This is a genomic window from Enterobacter cloacae complex sp. S2 (assembly GCF_015159675.1).
Classification (GTDB): domain Bacteria; phylum Pseudomonadota; class Gammaproteobacteria; order Enterobacterales; family Enterobacteriaceae; genus Enterobacter; species Enterobacter intestinihominis.
This window is the reverse complement of the sequence record NZ_JADDTS010000004.1, coordinates 100999-119616: the sequence shown is the minus strand read 5'-3', so window position 1 is coordinate 119616 and position 18618 is coordinate 100999. Positions and strand designations below refer to the sequence as shown.

The window sequence follows — 18618 nt, the reverse complement described above, 5'->3', positions numbered from 1 at the left end:
GGCTTTTCCCGCAATCCCGATGCCAGTTTGCGGGCGAACGCACATATCCACGCAAAAACGACGGCATATACTGCTCTGTATCACGCTTTGCAAAGATTATTCTGAATAATTGTAATCAAACGGTAAATAAACTTATGCACACTGGGTAAGTACGAGGTTCTGGTCTATAGTCATTGGGCATCAAAATTTGCGCTCAGGACAGTCGGGCCGATTGTGGCACCGCAAGGGCGTATGATTCGCAGGAGATACAAGAATGAAAATTTTCCAACGCTACAACCCGCTTCAGGTGGCGAAGTACGTGAAGATCCTGTTCCGTGGACGGTTGTATATCAAGGATGTTGGCGCTTTTGAGTTCGATAAGGGCAAAATCCTTATCCCGAAAGTGAAGGACAAACAGCACTTGTCTGTGATGTCCGAAGTCAACCGTCAGGTTATGCGTCTGCAAACTGAGATGGCTTAACCAACGTGCTATGCAGTAGTAGTTAAAAAGACGGCTCCCGATGGGAGCCGTTGATGTTTGTGGGACATACAAAGGGTTACGCTGACACCTTATCTTCCGCGTCTGGCAGCTTCGGTACCAGCACGGTCGGTTTACTATCAATGCGCGTTACCAGCAGCTGGTCGATGCGGTAGTTATCAATATCCACCACTTCAAACTTGAAGCCAGAGAATTTCACCGAGTCGGTACGTTTCGGGATCTTACGCAGCATAAACATCATAAAGCCGCCGATGGTCTCGTAGTTTCCGGACTGCGGGAACTCGTCGATGTCGAGCACGCGCATGACGTCTTCAATCGGCGTACCACCATCGATCAGCCATGAGTTCTCATCACGCTGCACAATTTGCTCTTCCAGCCCCTGGCCGACCAGGTCGCCCATCAGCGTCGTCATGACGTCGTTGAGGGTGATAATGCCCACCACCAGCGCATATTCGTTCATGATCACCGCGAAGTCTTCACCGGCGGTTTTGAAACTTTCCAGCGCTTCGGAGAGCGTTAGGGTGTCCGGCACAATCAGGGTGTTGCGGATCTGCACGCCGCTGTTCAGCGCCAGGCTCTGGTTTGCTAGCACGCGGTTCAGCAGGTCTTTGGAGTCCACATAGCCGATGATATGGTCGATATCTTCGTTACAGACCAGGAACTTGGAGTGCGGATGCTGCGCCACTTTAGTCTTCAGGCTCTGCTCGTCTTCATGCAGATCGAACCAGATGATGTTCTCACGGCCGGTCATGGAGGACGGCACGGTACGGGATTCCAGTTCGAAAACGTTCTCGATCAGCTCGTGCTCCTGCTTGCGCAGCACGCCTGCCAGCGCCCCGGCTTCCACCACCGCATAAATATCGTCGGAGGTGATGTCGTCTTTACGCACCATCGGCAGCTTGAAGATGCGGAAAATGACGTTCGCCAGGCCGTTGAAGAACCACACCAGCGGACGGAAGACATACAGGCAGAAGCGCATCGGGTTGATGATACGCAAAGCCACAGCTTCTGGCGCAATCATACCGATGCGTTTCGGGGTCAGGTCCGCGAATAGAATGAACAAACCGGTGACCAGCGAGAAGGAGAGGATGAAGCTCAACTGCTCGGCCAGCTCTGCGGACATGTACTTTACAAACAGGCTATAAAACGCCGGAGAAAATGCTGCATCACCCACGATACCGCCAAGAATGGCGACCGCGTTCAGGCCAATCTGCACCACGGTAAAGAACATGCCTGGGTTTTCCTGCATTTTCAGAATGCGTGATGCGTTGATGTTGCCCTCGTCGGCAAGCAGCTTCAGTTTGATTTTACGGGAGGCAGCCAGCGAGATCTCCGATATCGAGAAAAATGCACTGACGGCAATAAGACAAAGTATTACTAAAATACTGTTTAACATAGTTTATCCGGCTTCTCGCCAGATCCTCAGAAGGGGAGTTGATACCATTCGTGTGAAGACACATTGAACTCAGCTCGTAGCGTTGAGCCGATTATTTCAGCGGTAGTATAGCGTAAAGGCGTGTAAATCTGCCAGAGGTCACGTTTTCGGCAAAAAGTGGCCGGATGAAAAGGCAGTGAGTGGTTAAGTAATGAACTGACACTTTTGCTTACAGGCGCGCCACGCGGCTCGCGTGGCGCTGATGCAGTAATCAGTCCTGCTGTGGAGGCAGACAGACGCCGATGCCGCCAATGCCGCAGTAGCCGTACGGGTTTTTATGCAGATACTGCTGGTGGTCGTCTTCGGCATAGTAGAACGGTTTCGCAGTAGCGATTTCCGTCGTGACCTGACGTTTATCACCGGCTGCCTGCATCGCTTCCTGGAAACGCGTCAGGCTGGCGTGGGCCGCAGCCTCCTGCTCAGGGGTGAGCGGATAGATGGCCGAGCGGTATTGGGTGCCGTGATCGTTACCCTGACGCATGCCCTGCGCCGGGTCATGGTTTTCCCAGAACACCTGGAGCAGCTGTTCATAGCTGATGACGCTCGGGTCATACACCACACGTACCGCTTCAGCATGACCGGTCTCACCGGAACAGACTTCGCGGTAGGTTGGGTTAGGCGTATATCCTCCGGTGTAGCCCGCAGCGGTGCTGTACACGCCCGGCAGTTGCCAGAACAGGCGTTCTACGCCCCAGAAGCAGCCCATGGCAAACAGGGCGATCTCCATTCCATCAGGAACGTTTGTCATTGAATGGTTGTTTACGGCGTGTAATGTCGCCACTGGCATAGGGGTGTTGCGTCCCGGTAACGCATCGGCTTGTGATACCAGATGCTTTTTATCAAATAAACTCACGGTGGGGCCTCCGGGGTAGCGTTGTTTCGGTTAAGGTTGTCACGAAGCGTTTAATTGAACACAATAAATGCGATGAATGAGTCTAGATTTAATCATAAGAAATATTTGGGTGTTAGGCCCTTTTTCAACCCGTAATTTGGGTTTTTGGCTTTCAGGCCGTATTTTGCCGCGGAGCGGCACTGCATTTGCTTCCAGGGTGGAAACAGGGATATTCAGGAGAAAACGTGACAAAGATCCGCCAGTTATGTTTAGTCAGTTTAATGCTGACAAGCGGGATTGCCAGCGCGGCGAATGTCCGTTTGCAGGTTGAGGGGTTATCCGGGGCGCTGGAAAAAAACGTGCGTGCGCAGCTTTCCACCATCCAGAGCGATGAAGTCACGCCGGATCGGCGTTTTCGCGCGCGCGTGGATGACGCCATTCGCGAAGGCTTAAAGGCGTTGGGGTACTACGAACCCACCATTGATTTCGATTTACGCCCGCCGCCGGCTAAAGGACGTCAGGTATTGATTGCCCGCGTCTCGCCGGGAGAACCCGTCCTGATTGGCGGCACGAACGTGGTGCTGCGCGGCGGTGCACGCACGGATCGTGACTACCTGGATCTGCTCAGCAACCGCCCGAAAGTGGGCACCGTGCTTAATCACGGGGATTACGATCGCTTTAAAAAATCCTTAACCAGCGTTTCGCTGCGCAAAGGCTACTTTGACAGCCAGTTCAACAAAAGCCAGCTGGGCGTTGCGCTTGAACGACGTCAGGCATTCTGGGATATCGATTACGACAGCGGCGAGCGCTATCGGTTTGGCGATGTAACCTTTGAAGGATCGCAAATCCGTGATGAGTATCTGCAAAACCTGGTGCCGTTCAAAAAGGGCGACTACTACCAGTCTAGCGACCTGGGCGAGCTGAACCGTCGTTTATCTGCCACCGGCTGGTTTAACTCCGTGGTGGTGGCACCGCAATTTGATAAATCCCGTAAAACGAAAGTGTTACCGCTGCATGGCGTGGTCTCACCGCGCACCGAGAACACCATTGAGACCGGTGTCGGCTACTCCACGGACGTCGGCCCGCGCGTGAAAGCCTCGTGGAAAAAACCGTGGATGAACTCCTACGGTCACAGCCTGACCACCAGCCTCAGCCTGTCTGCGCCTGAACAGCAGCTGGACTTCAGCTATAAAATGCCGCTGCTGAAAAATCCGCTTGAGCAATACTACCTCGTGCAGGGCGGCTTTAAACGTACCGATTTGAACGATACCGAGCAGGATTCGACGACGCTTGCGGTATCACGCTTCTGGGATCTCTCCAGCGGCTGGCAGCGCGCCATTAACCTGCGCTGGAGCCTTGACCACTTTACTCAGGCAAACGTCACCAACACCACCATGCTGCTTTATCCGGGCGTGATGATCAGCCGTACCCGCTCGCGCGGTGGCCTGATGCCGACCTGGGGCGATTCACAGCGCTACTCCATCGATTATTCCAACTCCGCCTGGGGCTCAGACGTGGATTTCTCCGTCGTGCAGGCGCAAAACGTCTGGATCCGTACCCTCTACGACAAGCACCGCTTTGTGGTTCGCGGCAACCTGGGCTGGATCGAAACCGGTGACTTCGAACGCGTTCCGCCAGATCTGCGTTTCTTCGCCGGGGGCGACCGCAGCATTCGCGGCTATAAGTACAAATCGATCTCACCTGAAAACGAGAAAGGCCAATTGACCGGGGCCTCTAAACTGGCGACCGGCTCGCTGGAGTATCAGTACAACGTCAGCGGCAAATGGTGGGGCGCCATGTTTGTCGACAGCGGCGAGGCGGTGAACGACATCCGCCGCAGCGATTTCAAAACCGGCGCGGGTGTGGGCGTGCGCTGGCAGTCACCGGTCGGGCCGATCAAGCTCGATTTCGCCGTTCCGGTGGGCGACAAAGAAGAACACGGTTTACAGTTTTACATCGGTCTGGGGCCTGAATTATGAGTTTATGGAAGAAGATAAGCCTCGGAGTGCTGATTTTTATCGTATTACTGCTCGGCACGGTGGCATTTCTGGTGGGTACCACCACGGGCCTGCATCTGCTGTTTAACGCCGCGAACCGCTGGGTGCCAGGGCTGGAAATCGGCCAGGTGACGGGCGGCTGGCGCGATCTGCGCCTGAAGAATATTCGTTATGAACAGCCCGGCGTGGCGGTGAACGCGGGCGAGTTTCATCTGGCGGTCAAGCTCGGCTGCCTGCGGGATAGCCAGCTGTGCGTAAACGATCTGTCGCTAAAAGATGTGAATGTGGCGATAGACTCCAAAAAAATGCCGAAGTCTGAGCCTGTCGAAGAAGAGGACAGCGGCCCGCTGAATCTCTCCACGCCGTACCCGATTGCGCTCTACCGGGTCGCGCTGGATAACGTCAATATCAAAATCGACGACACGACGGTATCCGTGATGGATTTCACCTCCGGTCTGCGCTGGCAGGAGAAAAACCTCACCCTGACCCCAACCTCCCTGCAAGGGCTGCTGATTGCGCTGCCGAAGGTGGCCGACGTGGCGCAGGAAGAGATCGTCGAGCCGAAGATCCAGAACCCGCAGCCGGAAGAAAAACCGCTGGGTGAAACGCTGAAAGATCTCTTCTCGAAACCGGTTCTGCCGGAGATGACCGACGTGCATCTGCCGCTGAACCTCAATATCGAAGAGTTTAAAGGCGAGCAGTTGCGTCTGACCGGCGATACCGATCTGACGGTCTTCAACATGCTGCTTAAAGTCAGCAGTATCGAGGGCAACATGAAGCTCGACGCGCTGGATATCGATACCAACCAGGGGTCGGTAAACGCCTCAGGCAATGCGCTGCTGCGCGATAACTGGCCGGTAGATATTACCCTTAACAGCGCCCTGAACATCGATCCGCTGAAAGGCGAGAAGGTGAAGGTGAAAGTCGGCGGCGCGCTGCGCGAGAAGCTGGAGTTCGGCGTGAACCTCTCCGGCCCTGTGGATATGGTACTGCGCGGGCAAACCCAGCTGGCAGAGGCCGGTCTACCGCTCAACCTTGAGATTGTCAGCAAGCAGCTTTACTGGCCGTTCACCGGTGAAAAGCAGTTCCAGGCCGACGATCTAAAGCTGAAGCTGAGTGGCAAAATGACCGACTACACGCTGTCGTTCCGCACGGCAGTGAAGGGGCAGGGGGTACCGCCCGCCGATATTACTCTGGATGCGAAGGGTAACGAGTTGCAGGTTAACCTCGACAAGCTGACCGTGGCGGCGCTGGAAGGGAAAACCGAGCTGACCGCGCTGCTCGACTGGCAGCAGGCGATCAGCTGGCGCGGCGAGCTGAAGCTGACCGGGATCAACACCGCTAAAGAAGTCCCGGACTGGCCGTCAAAACTGAATGGTCTGATCAAAACCCGCGGTAGCCTGTACGGTGGCACCTGGCAGATGGACGTGCCGGAACTCAAGCTCACCGGTAATGTGAAGCAGAACAAAGTCAACGTAGAGGGCTCGCTTAAGGGCAACAGCTATCTCCAGTGGGTGATCCCGGGCCTGCACGTGGCGCTGGGCCGCAACACGGCAGATATCAAAGGCGAGCTGGGGGTGAAAGATCTCGATCTGGATGCCACCATCGACGCGCCAAATCTCGATAACGCCCTGCCGGGTCTTGGCGGGACGGCGAAGGGGTTAGTGAAGGTTCGCGGTACAGTGGAGGCGCCGCAGCTGCTGGCGGACATCACCGCCAATAACCTGCGCTGGCAGGAACTTTCCATTGCCCGCGTGCGCGTCGAAGGGGACGTGAAATCCACCGATCAGATCGGCGGAAACCTGGACCTGCGCGTGGAGCGTATCTCCCAGCCGGACGTGAACATCAGTCTGGTCACGCTGGCGGCAAAAGGTAACGAAAAGCAGCACGATCTCCAGCTGCGCGTGCAGGGCGAGCCGGTCTCCGGGCAGATGCACCTGACGGGCAGTTTTGACCGCCAGGCAACGCGCTGGAAGGGCGTGCTGGATAACACCCGCTTCAGCACGCCGGTCGGCCCGCTGGTGCTGTCCCGATCCATCGCGCTGGACTACCGCAATGCGGAGCAAAAGATCAGCATTGGGCCACACTGCTGGACCAACCCGAATGCTGAGCTGTGCGTGCCGCAGACCATTGATGCGGGCGCGGAAGGACGCGCGCAGATCAACCTCAACCGTTTTGACCTGGCGATGCTGAAACCGTTTATGCCGGAAACCACCCAGGCCAGCGGGGTCTTCAGCGGTAAAGCGGACGTCGCGTGGGACACCACTAAAGAGGGACTGCCGCAGGGCAGCGTTACCCTCTCCGGGCGTAACGTGAAGGTGACGCAGGAGGTCAATGACGCGCCGCTGCCGGTGGCGTTCGACACCCTGAATGTGAACGCTGACCTGCGTAACAATCGTGCGGAACTGGGATGGCTTATTCGTCTGACCAACAACGGTCAGCTTGACGGACAGGTGCAAATTACCGATCCGCAAGGGCGGCGCAATCTCGGCGGCAACGTCAATATTCGCAACTTCAACCTGGCGATGGTGAATCCGATTTTCTCGCGGGGAGAAAAGGCGGCGGGGATGCTCAGCGCCAACCTGCGTCTGGCGGGGGATGCGCAAAGCCCGCAGCTGTTTGGCCAAATGCGGTTAAACGGCGTGGACATTGACGGTAACTTTATGCCGTTCGATATGCAGCCAAGCCAGCTGACGATGAACTTTAACGGCCAAAGCTCAACCCTTAGTGGCTCAGTGCTGACACAGCAGGGACAAATCAACCTGACTGGTGACGCAGACTGGAGCCAGCTCGACAACTGGCGCGCCCGTATTGCGGCCAAAGGCAGCAGGGTGCGTATCACGGTACCGCCGATGGTGCGGCTGGACGTATCGCCAGACGTGGTCTTTGAGGCAACGCCAAGCCTCTTCACGCTGGACGGCCGCGTCGACGTCCCGTGGGCGCGCATCGTGGTTCACGAGGTGCCGGAAAGCGCGGTTGGCGTCTCCAGTGATGAAGTTATGCTCAATGAAAATCTGAAACCTGTTGAACAGAAGAGCGCTGGCATACCGATCAATAGTAATCTTATCGTGCACGTGGGGAATAACGTGCGTTTGGACGCGTTTGGGCTGAAGGCGAGACTCACGGGTGACCTGAAGGTGGCGCAGGATCAACAGGGGCTTGGCCTCAATGGACAAATCAATATTCCTGAAGGGCGCTTCCATGCCTACGGTCAGGATTTGATTGTGCGTAAAGGTGAGCTGCTGTTCTCCGGCCCACCGGATCAGCCGGTACTCAATATCGAAGCGATCCGTAACCCGGAAGCCACCGAAGATGATGTGATTGCGGGCGTGCGCGTGACGGGCTCCGCCGATGAACCTAAGGCAGAGATCTTCTCTGACCCGGCCATGTCGCAGCAGGAAGCGCTCTCCTACCTGCTGCGCGGCCAGGGTCTGGATAGCCAACAGGGCGATGGTGCGGCAATGACATCGATGTTAGTCGGTCTGGGGGTTGCACAAAGTGGTCAGGTTGTGGGTAAAATCGGCGAGACGTTTGGCGTAAGCAATCTGGCGCTGGACACTCAGGGCGTGGGTGACTCTTCGCAGGTAGTGGTCAGCGGCTATGTACTGCCGGGTCTACAGGTAAAATATGGCGTGGGGATCTTTGACTCACTGGCTACACTCACGTTACGTTATCGCCTGATGCCTAAGCTATATCTGGAAGCAGTGTCCGGCGTAGACCAGGCACTTGATCTGCTCTATCAGTTTGAGTTTTAGCAATGCGAATATTTGTTTACGGCAGTTTACGAACCAAGCAAGGCAACAGCCACTGGATGACCAACGCCCAGTTGCTGGGAAATTACACAATCGAAAACTACCAGTTGTACAGTCTGGGCCACTATCCAGGCGCGGTTCCGGGGAACGGAACGGTACAGGGTGAGGTTTATCGTATTGATAATGCTACGCTGGCCGAACTTGATGCCTTGCGCACCAGGGGCGGTGAATACGCTCGCCAGTTGATCCAGACGCCTTACGGCAGTGCATGGATGTATGTGTACCAACGTTCGGTCGACGGGTTAACGCTGATTGAAAGCGGTAACTGGTTAGACAGAGACCAGTTCTGAAAAACGACAACGCCACCGTAAGGTGGCGTTGTTTTTTGTTCAATCAGCTTTGTTCTGTATCCTTGCGCCGGGTTAAAAACAAAGGAATGAACAGCATGATGTACGGGGCGATAAGCCATAACAAACACAAGGAGCGTGAACGGCCATAGTAGTTTATGCACCGCGTATTGCTTGAAATGACGGGCAGAAAGAACAGTAAAAACAGCAGAATCGCATAATCGCTTCGATAAGGGATCCATAAGTAAAACATAAACCAGGCAAGCTGGAACGTCATGATGCAGAGATACTGCCCTTTGCTGTCTTTGCCATAGCAATCAAACGCCTTTATGTAGCCCATCTTTATGCTTTGAAGAAAGAAACTTAGCATGTATTACGCTCACGATCGCGACGGTCAGGAGAGTGCTCGTCAGCAACGCCCCTAAAAAATAGCTGTGGGTGATGTCAGTAGCACCAGAGCCTAAAGTATGCAATTTACTATAACCTCTATCTACTGCAACAAAAAGAGTATATAGCCCAATATTAATACAGAACTGAAGCAGACATGAAACTACAATATTTTTGGGGATTCTCTTTAATATAATGAGTAACACGTAAATAATACATGCTGAAAGGGCGAAGTAGAGCCCGTTAAATAAACTGGATACTAATGAGGGGGTTGTTTCGTTAAATATTAAATCATTGGTCCCATAATACCATGCCAGGTATTCAATATACGTGCTTCTGCCGAAGATAAACGCGGCAATGATAAGGATGGTTAAACTTACTAAATGACTTTTTTTACTCATAGTTTTGCTCCTTTTGAGAGCAGCTCTTTCATTGTCTTACTGGCTTCTAGCTGATCTTTGATTATGGCAAGATCACGCGTATTATGGTTATATTTTGCAATAGCGGTTGGTGTACCTTTTCCACCATTATCCATAAAAAAGATAATATCCTTACGACCATAAAGGAGAACATGTGGAATGGGATCTCGACCATAACTCACCGCCTGTGGCAGGGAGTGGATAGACTCTGTAGTGAGGAACCGAGGAATATTCTCAAGTTCAATATTGCCTAACGGCGTTGTGGCAACAAGGGAGCCGATAAAATCGGTTGTATACACTAGCGTATCTGTATCTTTAGTCGTGACTTTTGAACCCGTAAGGTATTTTATCTGTTGCCAAAGGGTAATATCTTTTGGGGTAACTTTAACCCCATCCATGAACATGTCTTGCTTACGTTTTAGCTGAATGACAGTACGGTGCACCTGCGTTAAAGAGGGGCTTATTTCTCCAAAGGAAGGCATAAGGCCATCGCGGGAATACAGCCTTTCAATAATAAAATAAATTCCAGTTGGGCGGGCTACATCAATGTTAATGGATGACATATGAATCCAATAATAAATGGGGATTAATGTTCATCATGACAGTATGTTGTGAACAGCCAAGCTATTCAACTACTCCCACCATAATTAATAGGGATATTTTTTTCATTTTTGAATGCCTCGCCCAAAATGAATGAGATTCTTCTTAAAAATCATCTGTAGGGCTTTTAACCAGAGAAAAAAAAAGCCCCGACGCGCGGGGCTTAGTATCAGCAGTAAGAATTACTTCTTAGCTGCACGTTCGAAAGAGGCGATGATTTCTGCTTTCGCCGCTTCTGCGTTATCCCAGCCTTCAACTTTAACCCATTTGCCTTTTTCGAGATCTTTGTAGTGCTCGAAGAAGTGGGCGATCTGCGCTTTCAGCAGCTCTGGCAGGTCGTTCACATCTTTAATGTGATCGTACTCTTTGCTCAGCTTGGTGTGCGGTACGGCAACCAGTTTCGCATCTTCACCCGCTTCGTCAGTCATTTTCAGCACGCCAACAGGGCGGCAGCGAATGACGGAGCCTGGCTGCAATGGGTATGGCGTTGGGACCAGTACGTCAACCGGATCACCGTCCAGAGACAGAGTGTGGTTGATGTAGCCGTAGTTGCACGGATAGAACATGGCGGTAGACATGAAACGGTCAACGAACAGCGCACCGGTGTCTTTGTCGATTTCGTATTTGATTGGATCTGCGTTGGCCGGGATTTCGATCACAACGTAGATGTCTTCTGGCAGTTCTTTACCCGCAGGGACGTTGAGTAAGCTCATGTCGGTGTCCTTTAAAATGGATGGTAAACAAGTGGCAGGTATTATAGCCAACTGGCGCTGAAAGTCTTCGCCTGTTTTCGTCTTATCTCCCTCGCGCTTTCACTTTTCAGACCGTTTCCATGACAGGATAATCCATAAACTCAGCCGCATTTTAAATGTGGAAATGAAAGCGATTACAAACTTGTGATTAACGTTTTATTCACTTTTCTGAAGTGTGATGTAACGCAATCCGTAACATATTCCATTGGCTATAGTTCATCCGCAGAACATCTTTTAACCAACAATAACCTACCCTACGAGGACGTTCATATGTGGAAGCGCTTACTTCTTGTTACAGCAGTTTCGGCAGCCATGTCGTCTATGGCGATGGCCGCACCGTTAACCGTTGGATTTTCGCAGGTCGGATCTGAATCCGGCTGGCGCGCCGCTGAAACGAACGTGGCGAAAAGTGAGGCCGAAAAGCGCGGTATTACCCTGAAAATCGCCGATGGTCAGCAAAAGCAAGAGAATCAGATTAAAGCGGTGCGCTCTTTTATCGCTCAGGGCGTGGATGCCATCTTTATCGCCCCGGTTGTTGCCACGGGCTGGGAGCCGGTGCTGAAGGAAGCTAAAGAGGCTGAAATTCCTGTGTTCTTGCTCGACCGTTCCATCGACGTTAAAGACAAATCTCTCTATATGACCACCGTCACCGCCGATAACGTGCTGGAAGGCAAACTGATTGGTGACTGGCTGGTGAAGCAGGTGGATGGCAAGCCGTGTAACGTGGTTGAGTTGCAGGGCACCGTCGGGGCGAGCGTGGCTATCGACCGTAAGAAAGGTTTCGCGGAGGCCATCGCCAAAGCACCAAACATCAAGATCATCCGTTCTCAGTCCGGCGACTTCACCCGCAGCAAGGGTAAAGAGGTCATGGAAAGCTTCATCAAGGCAGAAAATAACGGCAAAAATATCTGCATGGTTTACGCCCACAACGACGACATGGTGATCGGCGCCATCCAGGCCATCAAAGAAGCGGGCCTGAAGCCGGGCAAAGATATTCTCACCGGCTCGATCGACGGCGTACCGGACATCTACAAAGCGATGATTGACGGCGAAGCGAACGCCAGCGTGGAGCTGACGCCGAACATGGCGGGCCCGGCATTCGATGCGCTGGAGAAATTCAAGAAAGACGGCACCCAGCCTGAGAAGTTGACCATCACCAAATCCACGCTCTACCTGCCGGACACGGCGAAAGAAGAGTTAGAGAAGAAGAAAAATATGGGCTACTAAGCTCAGCCCACCCTCACCCTAGCCCTCTCCCCGGAGGGGAGAGGGAAAAGGGCAGTTTGGGCAGAAAATTAAAGACTGGCACGAATAATCCCCTCTCCCCTCCGGGGAGAGGGTCAGGGTGAGGGGAAACCATGACCACCGAACAACACCAGGAAATCCTCCGCACAGAGGGCCTGAGTAAATTTTTCCCTGGCGTTAAGGCGCTGGATAACGTTGATTTCAGCCTGCGGCGGGGGGAGATCATGGCGTTGCTCGGCGAAAACGGGGCGGGGAAGTCGACGCTGATTAAAACCCTGACCGGGGTCTATCACGCCGATCGCGGCGCTATCTGGCTGGAAGGTAATGCTATTTCGCCCAAAAACACCGCGCATGCGCAGCAACTGGGGATCGGCACGGTCTACCAGGAAGTGAACCTGCTGCCAAACATGTCGGTAGCGGATAACCTGTTTATTGGCCGCGAGCCCAGACGTTTTGGCCTGCTGCGCCGTAAAGAGATGGAAGCGCGCGCCGCGAAGCTGATGGAATCGTATGGCTTCTCTCTCGACGTGCGCGAACCGCTGAACCGTTTTTCCGTGGCGATGCAGCAGATCGTGGCGATCTGTCGCGCTATCGATCTCTCGGCGAAAGTGCTGATCCTCGATGAACCCACCGCCAGCCTCGATACCCAGGAAGTGGAGATGCTTTTTACCCTGATGCGCCAGCTGCGCGATCAGGGCGTGAGCCTGATCTTTGTTACGCACTTCCTCGATCAGGTTTACGAGGTAAGCGACCGTATTACGGTGCTGCGCAACGGCGGCTTTGTCGGCTGCCGGGAAACCCGCGAGCTGCCGCAGATTGAGCTGGTCAAAATGATGCTGGGCCGCGAGCTGGAGACCAACGCACTCCAGCGCGCGGGCCGTACGCTGCTGAGCGAAAAACCGATCGCCGCGTTTCACGATTACGGCAGAAAAGGGACCATCGCGCCGTTTAACCTCGAGGTACGCCCCGGTGAAATTGTGGGTCTGGCAGGGCTGTTAGGCTCCGGGCGCACCGAAACCGCCGAAGTGATCTTCGGGATCAAACCTGCCGACAGCGGAACGGCGCTGATCAAAGGCAAACCACAAACGCTACGTTCACCACATCAGGCGTCGTGCCTCGGCGTGGGCTTCTGCCCGGAGGACAGAAAAACGGACGGGATTATTGCCGCCGCCTCGGTGCGGGAAAACATCATTCTGGCGCTACAGGCCCAGCGCGGCTGGCTGCGTCCGATCCCTAAGCGCGAGCAGAACGCCATTGCCGAGCGCTTCATCCGCCAGCTCGGTATCCGTACCCCGAGCGCGGAACAGCCCATCGAGTTCCTTTCGGGCGGTAATCAGCAGAAGGTGTTGCTCTCGCGCTGGCTGCTGACCAAACCGCAGTTCCTGATCCTCGACGAGCCCACGCGCGGTATCGACGTGGGCGCGCATGCCGAAATCATCCGGCTTATCGAAACGCTGTGCGCCGACGGTCTGGCGCTGCTGGTGATCTCGTCTGAGCTGGAGGAGCTGGTTGGCTATGCCGATCGCGTCATCATCATGCGCGATCGCAGGCAGGTGGCAGAGATCCCGCTGGATAAACTGTCGGTTCCGGCGATCATGAATGCCATCGCGGCGTAAGGAGTCATATGTGATGTCCCGTTCTCTTTCGCAAACTGGCGAAGCGAAGCGCCGCTTCAGCTGGCCGACCGGCACGCCGCAAATCGTGGCGCTGCTGCTGGTGCTGCTGGTGGATAGCCTGGTGGCTCCGCATTTCTTCCAGATCGTCGTGCAGGATGGCCGCCTGTTTGGTAGCCCGATCGACATCTTAAACCGTGCCGCGCCCGTGGCACTGCTGGCGATGGGCATGACGCTGGTGATTGCCACCGGCGGGATTGACCTCTCCGTCGGTGCGGTAATGGCAATTGCGGGCGCCACCGCCGCCTCGATGACCGTTGCCGGGCACAGCCTGCCGGTGGTTCTGCTGGCCGCGCTGGGCTCCGGTGTATTAGCCGGGCTGTGGAACGGCATTCTGGTCGCGGTGCTCAAGATCCAGCCGTTTGTCGCGACGTTGATTTTGATGGTGGCCGGGCGCGGTGTGGCGCAGCTTATCACCTCCGGTCAAATCGTCACCTTTACCTCCCCGAATCTTGCGTGGATCGGCAGCGGTAATTTTCTGTTCTTCCCGACCCCGGTGATCGTCGCGCTGGTGACGCTGGTGGTGTTCTGGCTTTTCACACGCAAAACGGCGCTCGGGATGTTCATCGAAGCGGTGGGGATTAACATTCGGGCCGCGAAAAACGCCGGGGTAAATACACGGCTGATGGTGATGCTGACCTACGTGCTGAGCGGCGTCTGTGCTGCGATTGCCGGGGTGATTGTGGCGGCCGACATTCGCGGGGCGGATGCCAACAACGCCGGACTCTGGCTGGAGCTTGATGCGATCCTCGCGGTGGTTATCGGCGGTGGGTCGCTGATGGGCGGACGTTTTAATCTGCTGCTCTCGGTGGTGGGGGCGTTAATTATTCAGGGTATGAATACCGGTATTTTGCTCTCCGGGTTCCAGCCGGAGCTTAATCAGGTCGTCAAAGCGGTCGTGGTGCTTATCGTACTTATCGTGCAGTCGCCGCGCTTTATCACTCTCATTAAGGGGTTCCGCGGTCATGATAAAACGTAATTTGCCGTTAATGATCACGCTGGGTGTGTTCGTGCTGGGATACCTTTACTGCCTGACCCAGTTCCCGGGCTTCGCCTCCACGCGGGTGATTTGCAACATCCTGACCGACAACGCCTTTTTAGGCATTATCGCCGTCGGCATGACGTTTGTGATCCTCTCCGTCGGGATCGATCTCTCCGTTGGGTCGGTGATCGCCTTTACCGGCGTGTTCCTTGCCAAGGCGATTGGCTTTTGGGGCATTTCGCCGCTGCTGGCGTTCCCGCTGGTGCTGATTATGGGCTGCGCGTTCGGCGCCTTTATGGGGCTTTTGATCGACGCGCTGAAAATCCCGGCGTTTATCATCACCCTCGCCGGGATGTTCTTCCTGCGCGGCGTGAGCTATCTGGTGTCGGAGGAGTCAATTCCGATTAACCACCCGATCTACGACACGCTCTCCAGCCTGGCGTGGAAAATCCCCGGCGGGGGGCGCCTGAGCGCAATGGGGCTGCTGATGCTGGGCGTGGTGGTTATCGGGATCTTCCTCGCCCACCGTACCCGGTTTGGTAACCAGGTTTATGCCATTGGCGGCAGCGCCACGTCCGCGAACCTGATGGGGATTTCCACGCGCAGCACCACCATCCGCATCTATATGCTTTCGACCGGCCTTGCCACGCTCGCGGGGATTGTGTTTTCGGTATACACCCAGGCAGGCTATGCCCTGGCGGGGGTGGGCGTTGAGCTTGACGCCATTGCCTCGGTGGTGATTGGCGGTACGCTGCTCAGCGGCGGGGTAGGGACGGTGCTCGGTACGCTGTTTGGCGTGGCGATCCAGGGGCTGATTCAGACCTACATCAACTTCGACGGCACGCTCAGCTCCTGGTGGACCAAAATCGCCATCGGTATTCTGCTGTTTATTTTTATCGCGCTCCAGCGCGGCCTGACGGTGCTGTGGGAGAACCGCCAGAGCTCGCCTGTTACCCGTGTGAATACATCTTTAACAGGGCGATAACATGCTGAAATTGCTTAAACTCTAAACATTTTCCGGTAGCGGTCGATACTCTTTTTTTATGCCCAGAAATATCTCGCTACCGGAAATAACATCATGCTTAAAACGCTATCGATTCGTACCGGCTTGCTCTCTTTACTGGCCGTTATGACCCTTCTGCTGCTGATTGTCAGCGGCATTGGCATTTATGCCCTTACACAAAGTTCCACTTCTCTCCAGCGCATCAATCATCTTCAGGGTGAACAGATGGTGCAGCTGAATGCCGGCTATACGCTGATCCTGCGCGCGCGTAACGAAGCGGGTCAGGCCGTCCGCATGATGGAGGTCGGCCTGCTGGACGATGCGGCCAGGGCGGTCAAAACCATTAACCAGGAAGTGGCGCTGGCACAGAAAACGCTGAAGGGCGTGATCGGCGGCGGCGTGGCGGATGAGCAGGGGCAAAAGCTGCTGGATAACGTCGCCTCGAGCCTGGCGGTGTACAACCAGCAGGGTATCAGCCCGATGCTGAAGGCCCTGAACGAGCAAAGTGCGGACGGCTATTACGATCTGCTGGAAAGTAAGCTGGTCCCGGTGGCGAAGCAGTTTGATAACGATATGCAGGCGTTCCAGACGTGGAGCGAGGCGCGCGGCAAAGCGGAGGTGAGCGCCGTGCAGGCGAGTAAAACCCGTGTGCTGATCCTGATTATCGTCGCGGCGCTGCTGACGGCAGGCATTATCGTGCTGGCCTGGCTGGTGCTGCGCCATATGCTGCTCAAGCCGCTTTCAGCCTCAATTGCCCAGCTGGAGCACGTAGCGGCCGGGGATTTAACCCACACCCTGAACGCGCCGGCGAGCCAGGAATTTAATCGCCTCAACGCGGTCATCGAAGAGATGCGCCAGTCGCTGATGAACTCCGTTCTGCGGGTGCGTGACGCCAGCTCGCAGATTGATACCGGCAGCCGCGAGCTGACGGCAGGGAACCTGAACCTGGCCCAGCGCACGGAATCCACCGCCACCTCGCTGGAACAGACGGCCGCCAGCATGGAAGAGATCACCGCCACGGTGAAACTTAACGCCGATAACGCCGGGCAGGCGCATCAGCTGGCGCAGTCGGTCTCCGATACCGCCGATCATGGCAGCGAAATGGTCTGCTACGTCATTGAGAAGATGCGCGACATCGCCGGCAGCTCGGCGCGCATCGCCGATATCCTGAGCGTCATCGACGGCATTGCCTTCCAGACCAATATTCTGGCGCTGAACGCCTCCGTGGAAGCGGCGCGCGCGGGCGAGCAGGGACGGGGTTTTGCGGTCGTGGCGGGTGAGGTGCGTAATCTCGCCAGCCGCAGTGCTGATGCGGCGAAAGAGATCCGCTCGCTGATCAGCGATTCGCAAACCCACGTGAACGAGGGCAGCGAGCTGGCGCAACAGGCCGGTGAGACGATGGACGAGATCGCTACCGAAGTGCTGCGTATGACCAAACTGATGCGAGAAATTGCGACGGCGTCTCAGGAGCAGAGCCGCGGTATTGAGCAGGTTAACATTGCCGTCAATCAGATGGATGAAACGGCGCAACAAAACGCGGCGCTGGTTCAGCAATCCTCTGCGGCAACGCGTTCCCTGGAGGAACAATCGCGCGAGCTGATGGAGGCGATGGCATCCTTCAAACTGACGGCGCAAACGGCATGATAAAAATAGGGGAGCCTGTCGGGCTCCCCTATTTACGCGTTACGCGTCCGGGAATTCGCGGATCATGCGTTCAACGTCTTCAACCATGTGGTCGTTGCCGACAAAGAACGAACGGCGCTGGTGCAGGCTTTCCGGCACGATATCCAGAATACGCTCTTTACCGTCACTCGCTTTGCCGCCTGCCTGTTCGGCCAGGAATGCCATCGGGTTGCACTCGTACAGCAGACGCAGTTTTCCGTCCGGGTGGCTGGCGGTGCTTGGGTAGAGGTAAATACCACCCTTCAGCAGGTTACGGTGGAAATCCGCCACCAGCGAGCCGATATAGCGCGAGGTGTACGGGCGCTGGGTGGCTTTATCCTCTTCCTGGCAGAATTTGATGTACTTCTTCACGCCATTCGGGAATCGGATGTAGTTGCCTTCGTTGATGGAGTAGGTATTGCCCTTCTCCGGGAAGCGCATGCGCTCCTGGCTCAGACAGAAAACGCCCAGCGACGGATCGTAGGTAAAGGCGTGCACGCCGCAGCCGGTGGTGTACACCAGCATGGTGGACGAGCCATACACCACATAACCGGCAGCAACCTGCTTGCTGCCCGGCTGCAGGAAGTCTTCTTCCGTCACCGGTGTGCCAACCGGGGTGACGCGACGGTAGATGGAGAAAATGGTACCGACAGAAACGTTAACGTCGATGTTGGAGGAGCCGTCCAGCGGATCCATCAGAACAACGTATTTTGCGTGTTCACACCCTTCGAATACGACGATCTCATCTTCTTCTTCAGAGGCGATACCCGCAACGATGTCGCGCGCGCGCAGTGCTGCTTTCAGTTTTTCATTGGCGAACAGGTCGAGTTTCTGCTGAACCTCACCCTGAACGTTCTCGGCACCGCTGGCACCCAGGATATCGACCAGACCGGCCTTGTTGATATCGCGGTGGATGATCTTAGCGCCCAGCTTTATTGCCGACAGCAAAGCAGTGAGCTCACCCGTAGCATGAGAGAACTCGTGCTGCTTTTCGACAATAAATTCACCTAACGTTTTCATAACACTTTCCCTGCATCTTATGTTGAGTAAAGCG

15 protein-coding genes are annotated in these 18618 nt (G+C 55.2%); 9 read left to right on the top strand and 6 right to left on the bottom strand.

Annotation, left to right across the window (positions count from 1 at the left end; genetic code table 11):
- Nucleotides 1-253: 253 nt before the first annotated feature.
- Nucleotides 254-460 carry a DUF1107 domain-containing protein gene (locus tag IPZ49_RS03500; protein WP_003856054.1) on the top strand — a complete coding sequence of 69 codons (207 nt, stop codon included), beginning with the start codon at nt 254-256 and terminating at the stop codon, nt 458-460.
- A 76-nt stretch (nt 461-536) separates the two neighbouring features.
- Here the strand turns inward: IPZ49_RS03500 and IPZ49_RS03495 are convergent, their stop codons facing one another.
- Complete coding sequence (locus IPZ49_RS03495; protein ID WP_022646849.1) at nt 537-1874, bottom strand: hemolysin family protein; 1338 nt, start codon at nt 1872-1874, stop codon at nt 537-539.
- A 250-nt stretch (nt 1875-2124) separates the two neighbouring features.
- A complete protein-coding gene (gene msrA, locus IPZ49_RS03490; RefSeq protein ID WP_003856057.1) occupies nt 2125-2766 on the bottom strand; it encodes a peptide-methionine (S)-S-oxide reductase MsrA in 642 nt (213 codons plus the stop codon).
- 224 nt (nt 2767-2990) lie between these two features.
- Between msrA and tamA the strand changes: the two genes are divergently transcribed.
- The 3 genes from tamA to IPZ49_RS03475 are packed head-to-tail and all read left to right on the top strand — an operon-like array spanning nt 2991 to nt 8844.
- On the top strand, nt 2991-4724 hold the full coding sequence (gene tamA, locus IPZ49_RS03485) for an autotransporter assembly complex protein TamA (RefSeq protein WP_022646850.1): 1734 nt from the start codon (nt 2991-2993) through the stop codon (nt 4722-4724).
- Entirely contained in the window at nt 4721-8497 is a 3777-nt protein-coding gene (tamB, locus tag IPZ49_RS03480) for an autotransporter assembly complex protein TamB (RefSeq protein ID WP_063146641.1), read from the top strand. The genes tamA and tamB overlap by 4 nt, the downstream gene beginning before the upstream one ends.
- A 2-nt stretch (nt 8498-8499) precedes the next feature.
- The gene (locus IPZ49_RS03475) at nt 8500-8844 is read left to right on the top strand and encodes a gamma-glutamylcyclotransferase (RefSeq protein ID WP_045307822.1); all 345 of its coding nucleotides are present in this window, start codon (nt 8500-8502) and stop codon (nt 8842-8844) included.
- 314 nt (nt 8845-9158) lie between these two features.
- Here IPZ49_RS03475 and IPZ49_RS03470 read toward each other — a convergent pair whose 3' ends face one another.
- The 3 genes from IPZ49_RS03470 to ppa all read right to left on the bottom strand — a co-directional run bounded on the left by IPZ49_RS03470 (nt 9159) and on the right by ppa (nt 10960).
- On the bottom strand, nt 9159-9629 hold the full coding sequence (locus IPZ49_RS03470; RefSeq protein WP_063146639.1) for a hypothetical protein: 471 nt from the start codon (nt 9627-9629) through the stop codon (nt 9159-9161).
- Entirely contained in the window at nt 9626-10210 is a 585-nt protein-coding gene (locus IPZ49_RS03465) for a hypothetical protein (RefSeq protein ID WP_063146638.1), read from the bottom strand. Before IPZ49_RS03465 ends, IPZ49_RS03470 begins: the two co-directional genes overlap by 4 nt.
- A gap of 219 nt (nt 10211-10429) precedes the next feature.
- Nucleotides 10430-10960, bottom strand: coding sequence for an inorganic diphosphatase (ppa, locus tag IPZ49_RS03460; RefSeq protein WP_006810347.1), 531 nt, complete (start codon nt 10958-10960; stop codon nt 10430-10432).
- A gap of 309 nt (nt 10961-11269) precedes the next feature.
- Between ppa and ytfQ the strand changes: the two genes are divergently transcribed.
- The 5 genes from ytfQ (at nt 11270) to IPZ49_RS03435 (ending at nt 17546) form a co-directional block, all read left to right on the top strand.
- Complete coding sequence (gene ytfQ, locus IPZ49_RS03455; RefSeq protein ID WP_022646853.1) at nt 11270-12226, top strand: galactofuranose ABC transporter substrate-binding protein YtfQ; 957 nt, start codon at nt 11270-11272, stop codon at nt 12224-12226.
- Between the two features lie 131 nt (nt 12227-12357).
- A complete protein-coding gene (gene ytfR / locus IPZ49_RS03450; RefSeq protein WP_045307823.1) occupies nt 12358-13860 on the top strand; it encodes a galactofuranose ABC transporter, ATP-binding protein YtfR in 1503 nt (500 codons plus the stop codon).
- 10 nt (nt 13861-13870) lie between these two features.
- Entirely contained in the window at nt 13871-14896 is a 1026-nt protein-coding gene (ytfT, locus tag IPZ49_RS03445) for a galactofuranose ABC transporter, ATP-binding protein YtfT (protein WP_161177600.1), read from the top strand.
- A complete protein-coding gene (gene yjfF / locus IPZ49_RS03440; protein ID WP_063932811.1) occupies nt 14883-15884 on the top strand; it encodes a galactofuranose ABC transporter, permease protein YjfF in 1002 nt (333 codons plus the stop codon). The genes ytfT and yjfF overlap by 14 nt, the downstream gene beginning before the upstream one ends.
- 93 nt (nt 15885-15977) lie before the next feature.
- Entirely contained in the window at nt 15978-17546 is a 1569-nt protein-coding gene (locus IPZ49_RS03435) for a methyl-accepting chemotaxis protein (protein ID WP_058647065.1), read from the top strand.
- Nucleotides 17547-17585: 39 nt separating this feature from the next.
- On the opposite strand, the gene fbp is transcribed toward IPZ49_RS03435, so the two are convergent.
- Nucleotides 17586-18584, bottom strand: coding sequence for a class 1 fructose-bisphosphatase (gene fbp, locus IPZ49_RS03430; protein ID WP_022646858.1), 999 nt, complete (start codon nt 18582-18584; stop codon nt 17586-17588).
- Nucleotides 18585-18618 lie beyond the last annotated feature (34 nt).

Excerpts from the sequence above, each read along its gene's own strand:
- yjfF (WP_063932811.1), top strand. The coding sequence starts at position 14,883 with ATGATAAAACGTAATTTGCCGTTAATGATCACGCTGGGTGTGTTCGTG.
- ytfQ (WP_022646853.1), top strand. The coding sequence starts at position 11,270 with ATGTGGAAGCGCTTACTTCTTGTTACAGCAGTTTCGGCAGCCATGTCG.
- IPZ49_RS03435 (WP_058647065.1), top strand. The coding sequence starts at position 15,978 with ATGCTTAAAACGCTATCGATTCGTACCGGCTTGCTCTCTTTACTGGCC.
- ytfR (WP_045307823.1), top strand. The coding sequence starts at position 12,358 with ATGACCACCGAACAACACCAGGAAATCCTCCGCACAGAGGGCCTGAGT.
- IPZ49_RS03465 (WP_063146638.1), bottom strand. The coding sequence starts at position 10,210 with ATGTCATCCATTAACATTGATGTAGCCCGCCCAACTGGAATTTATTTT.
- fbp (WP_022646858.1), bottom strand. The coding sequence starts at position 18,584 with ATGAAAACGTTAGGTGAATTTATTGTCGAAAAGCAGCACGAGTTCTCT.
- IPZ49_RS03500 (WP_003856054.1), top strand. The coding sequence starts at position 254 with ATGAAAATTTTCCAACGCTACAACCCGCTTCAGGTGGCGAAGTACGTG.
- IPZ49_RS03495 (WP_022646849.1), bottom strand. The coding sequence starts at position 1,874 with ATGTTAAACAGTATTTTAGTAATACTTTGTCTTATTGCCGTCAGTGCA.
- IPZ49_RS03475 (WP_045307822.1), top strand. The coding sequence starts at position 8,500 with ATGCGAATATTTGTTTACGGCAGTTTACGAACCAAGCAAGGCAACAGC.
- tamB (WP_063146641.1), top strand. The coding sequence starts at position 4,721 with ATGAGTTTATGGAAGAAGATAAGCCTCGGAGTGCTGATTTTTATCGTA.
- ppa (WP_006810347.1), bottom strand. The coding sequence starts at position 10,960 with ATGAGCTTACTCAACGTCCCTGCGGGTAAAGAACTGCCAGAAGACATC.
- IPZ49_RS03470 (WP_063146639.1), bottom strand. The coding sequence starts at position 9,629 with ATGAGTAAAAAAAGTCATTTAGTAAGTTTAACCATCCTTATCATTGCC.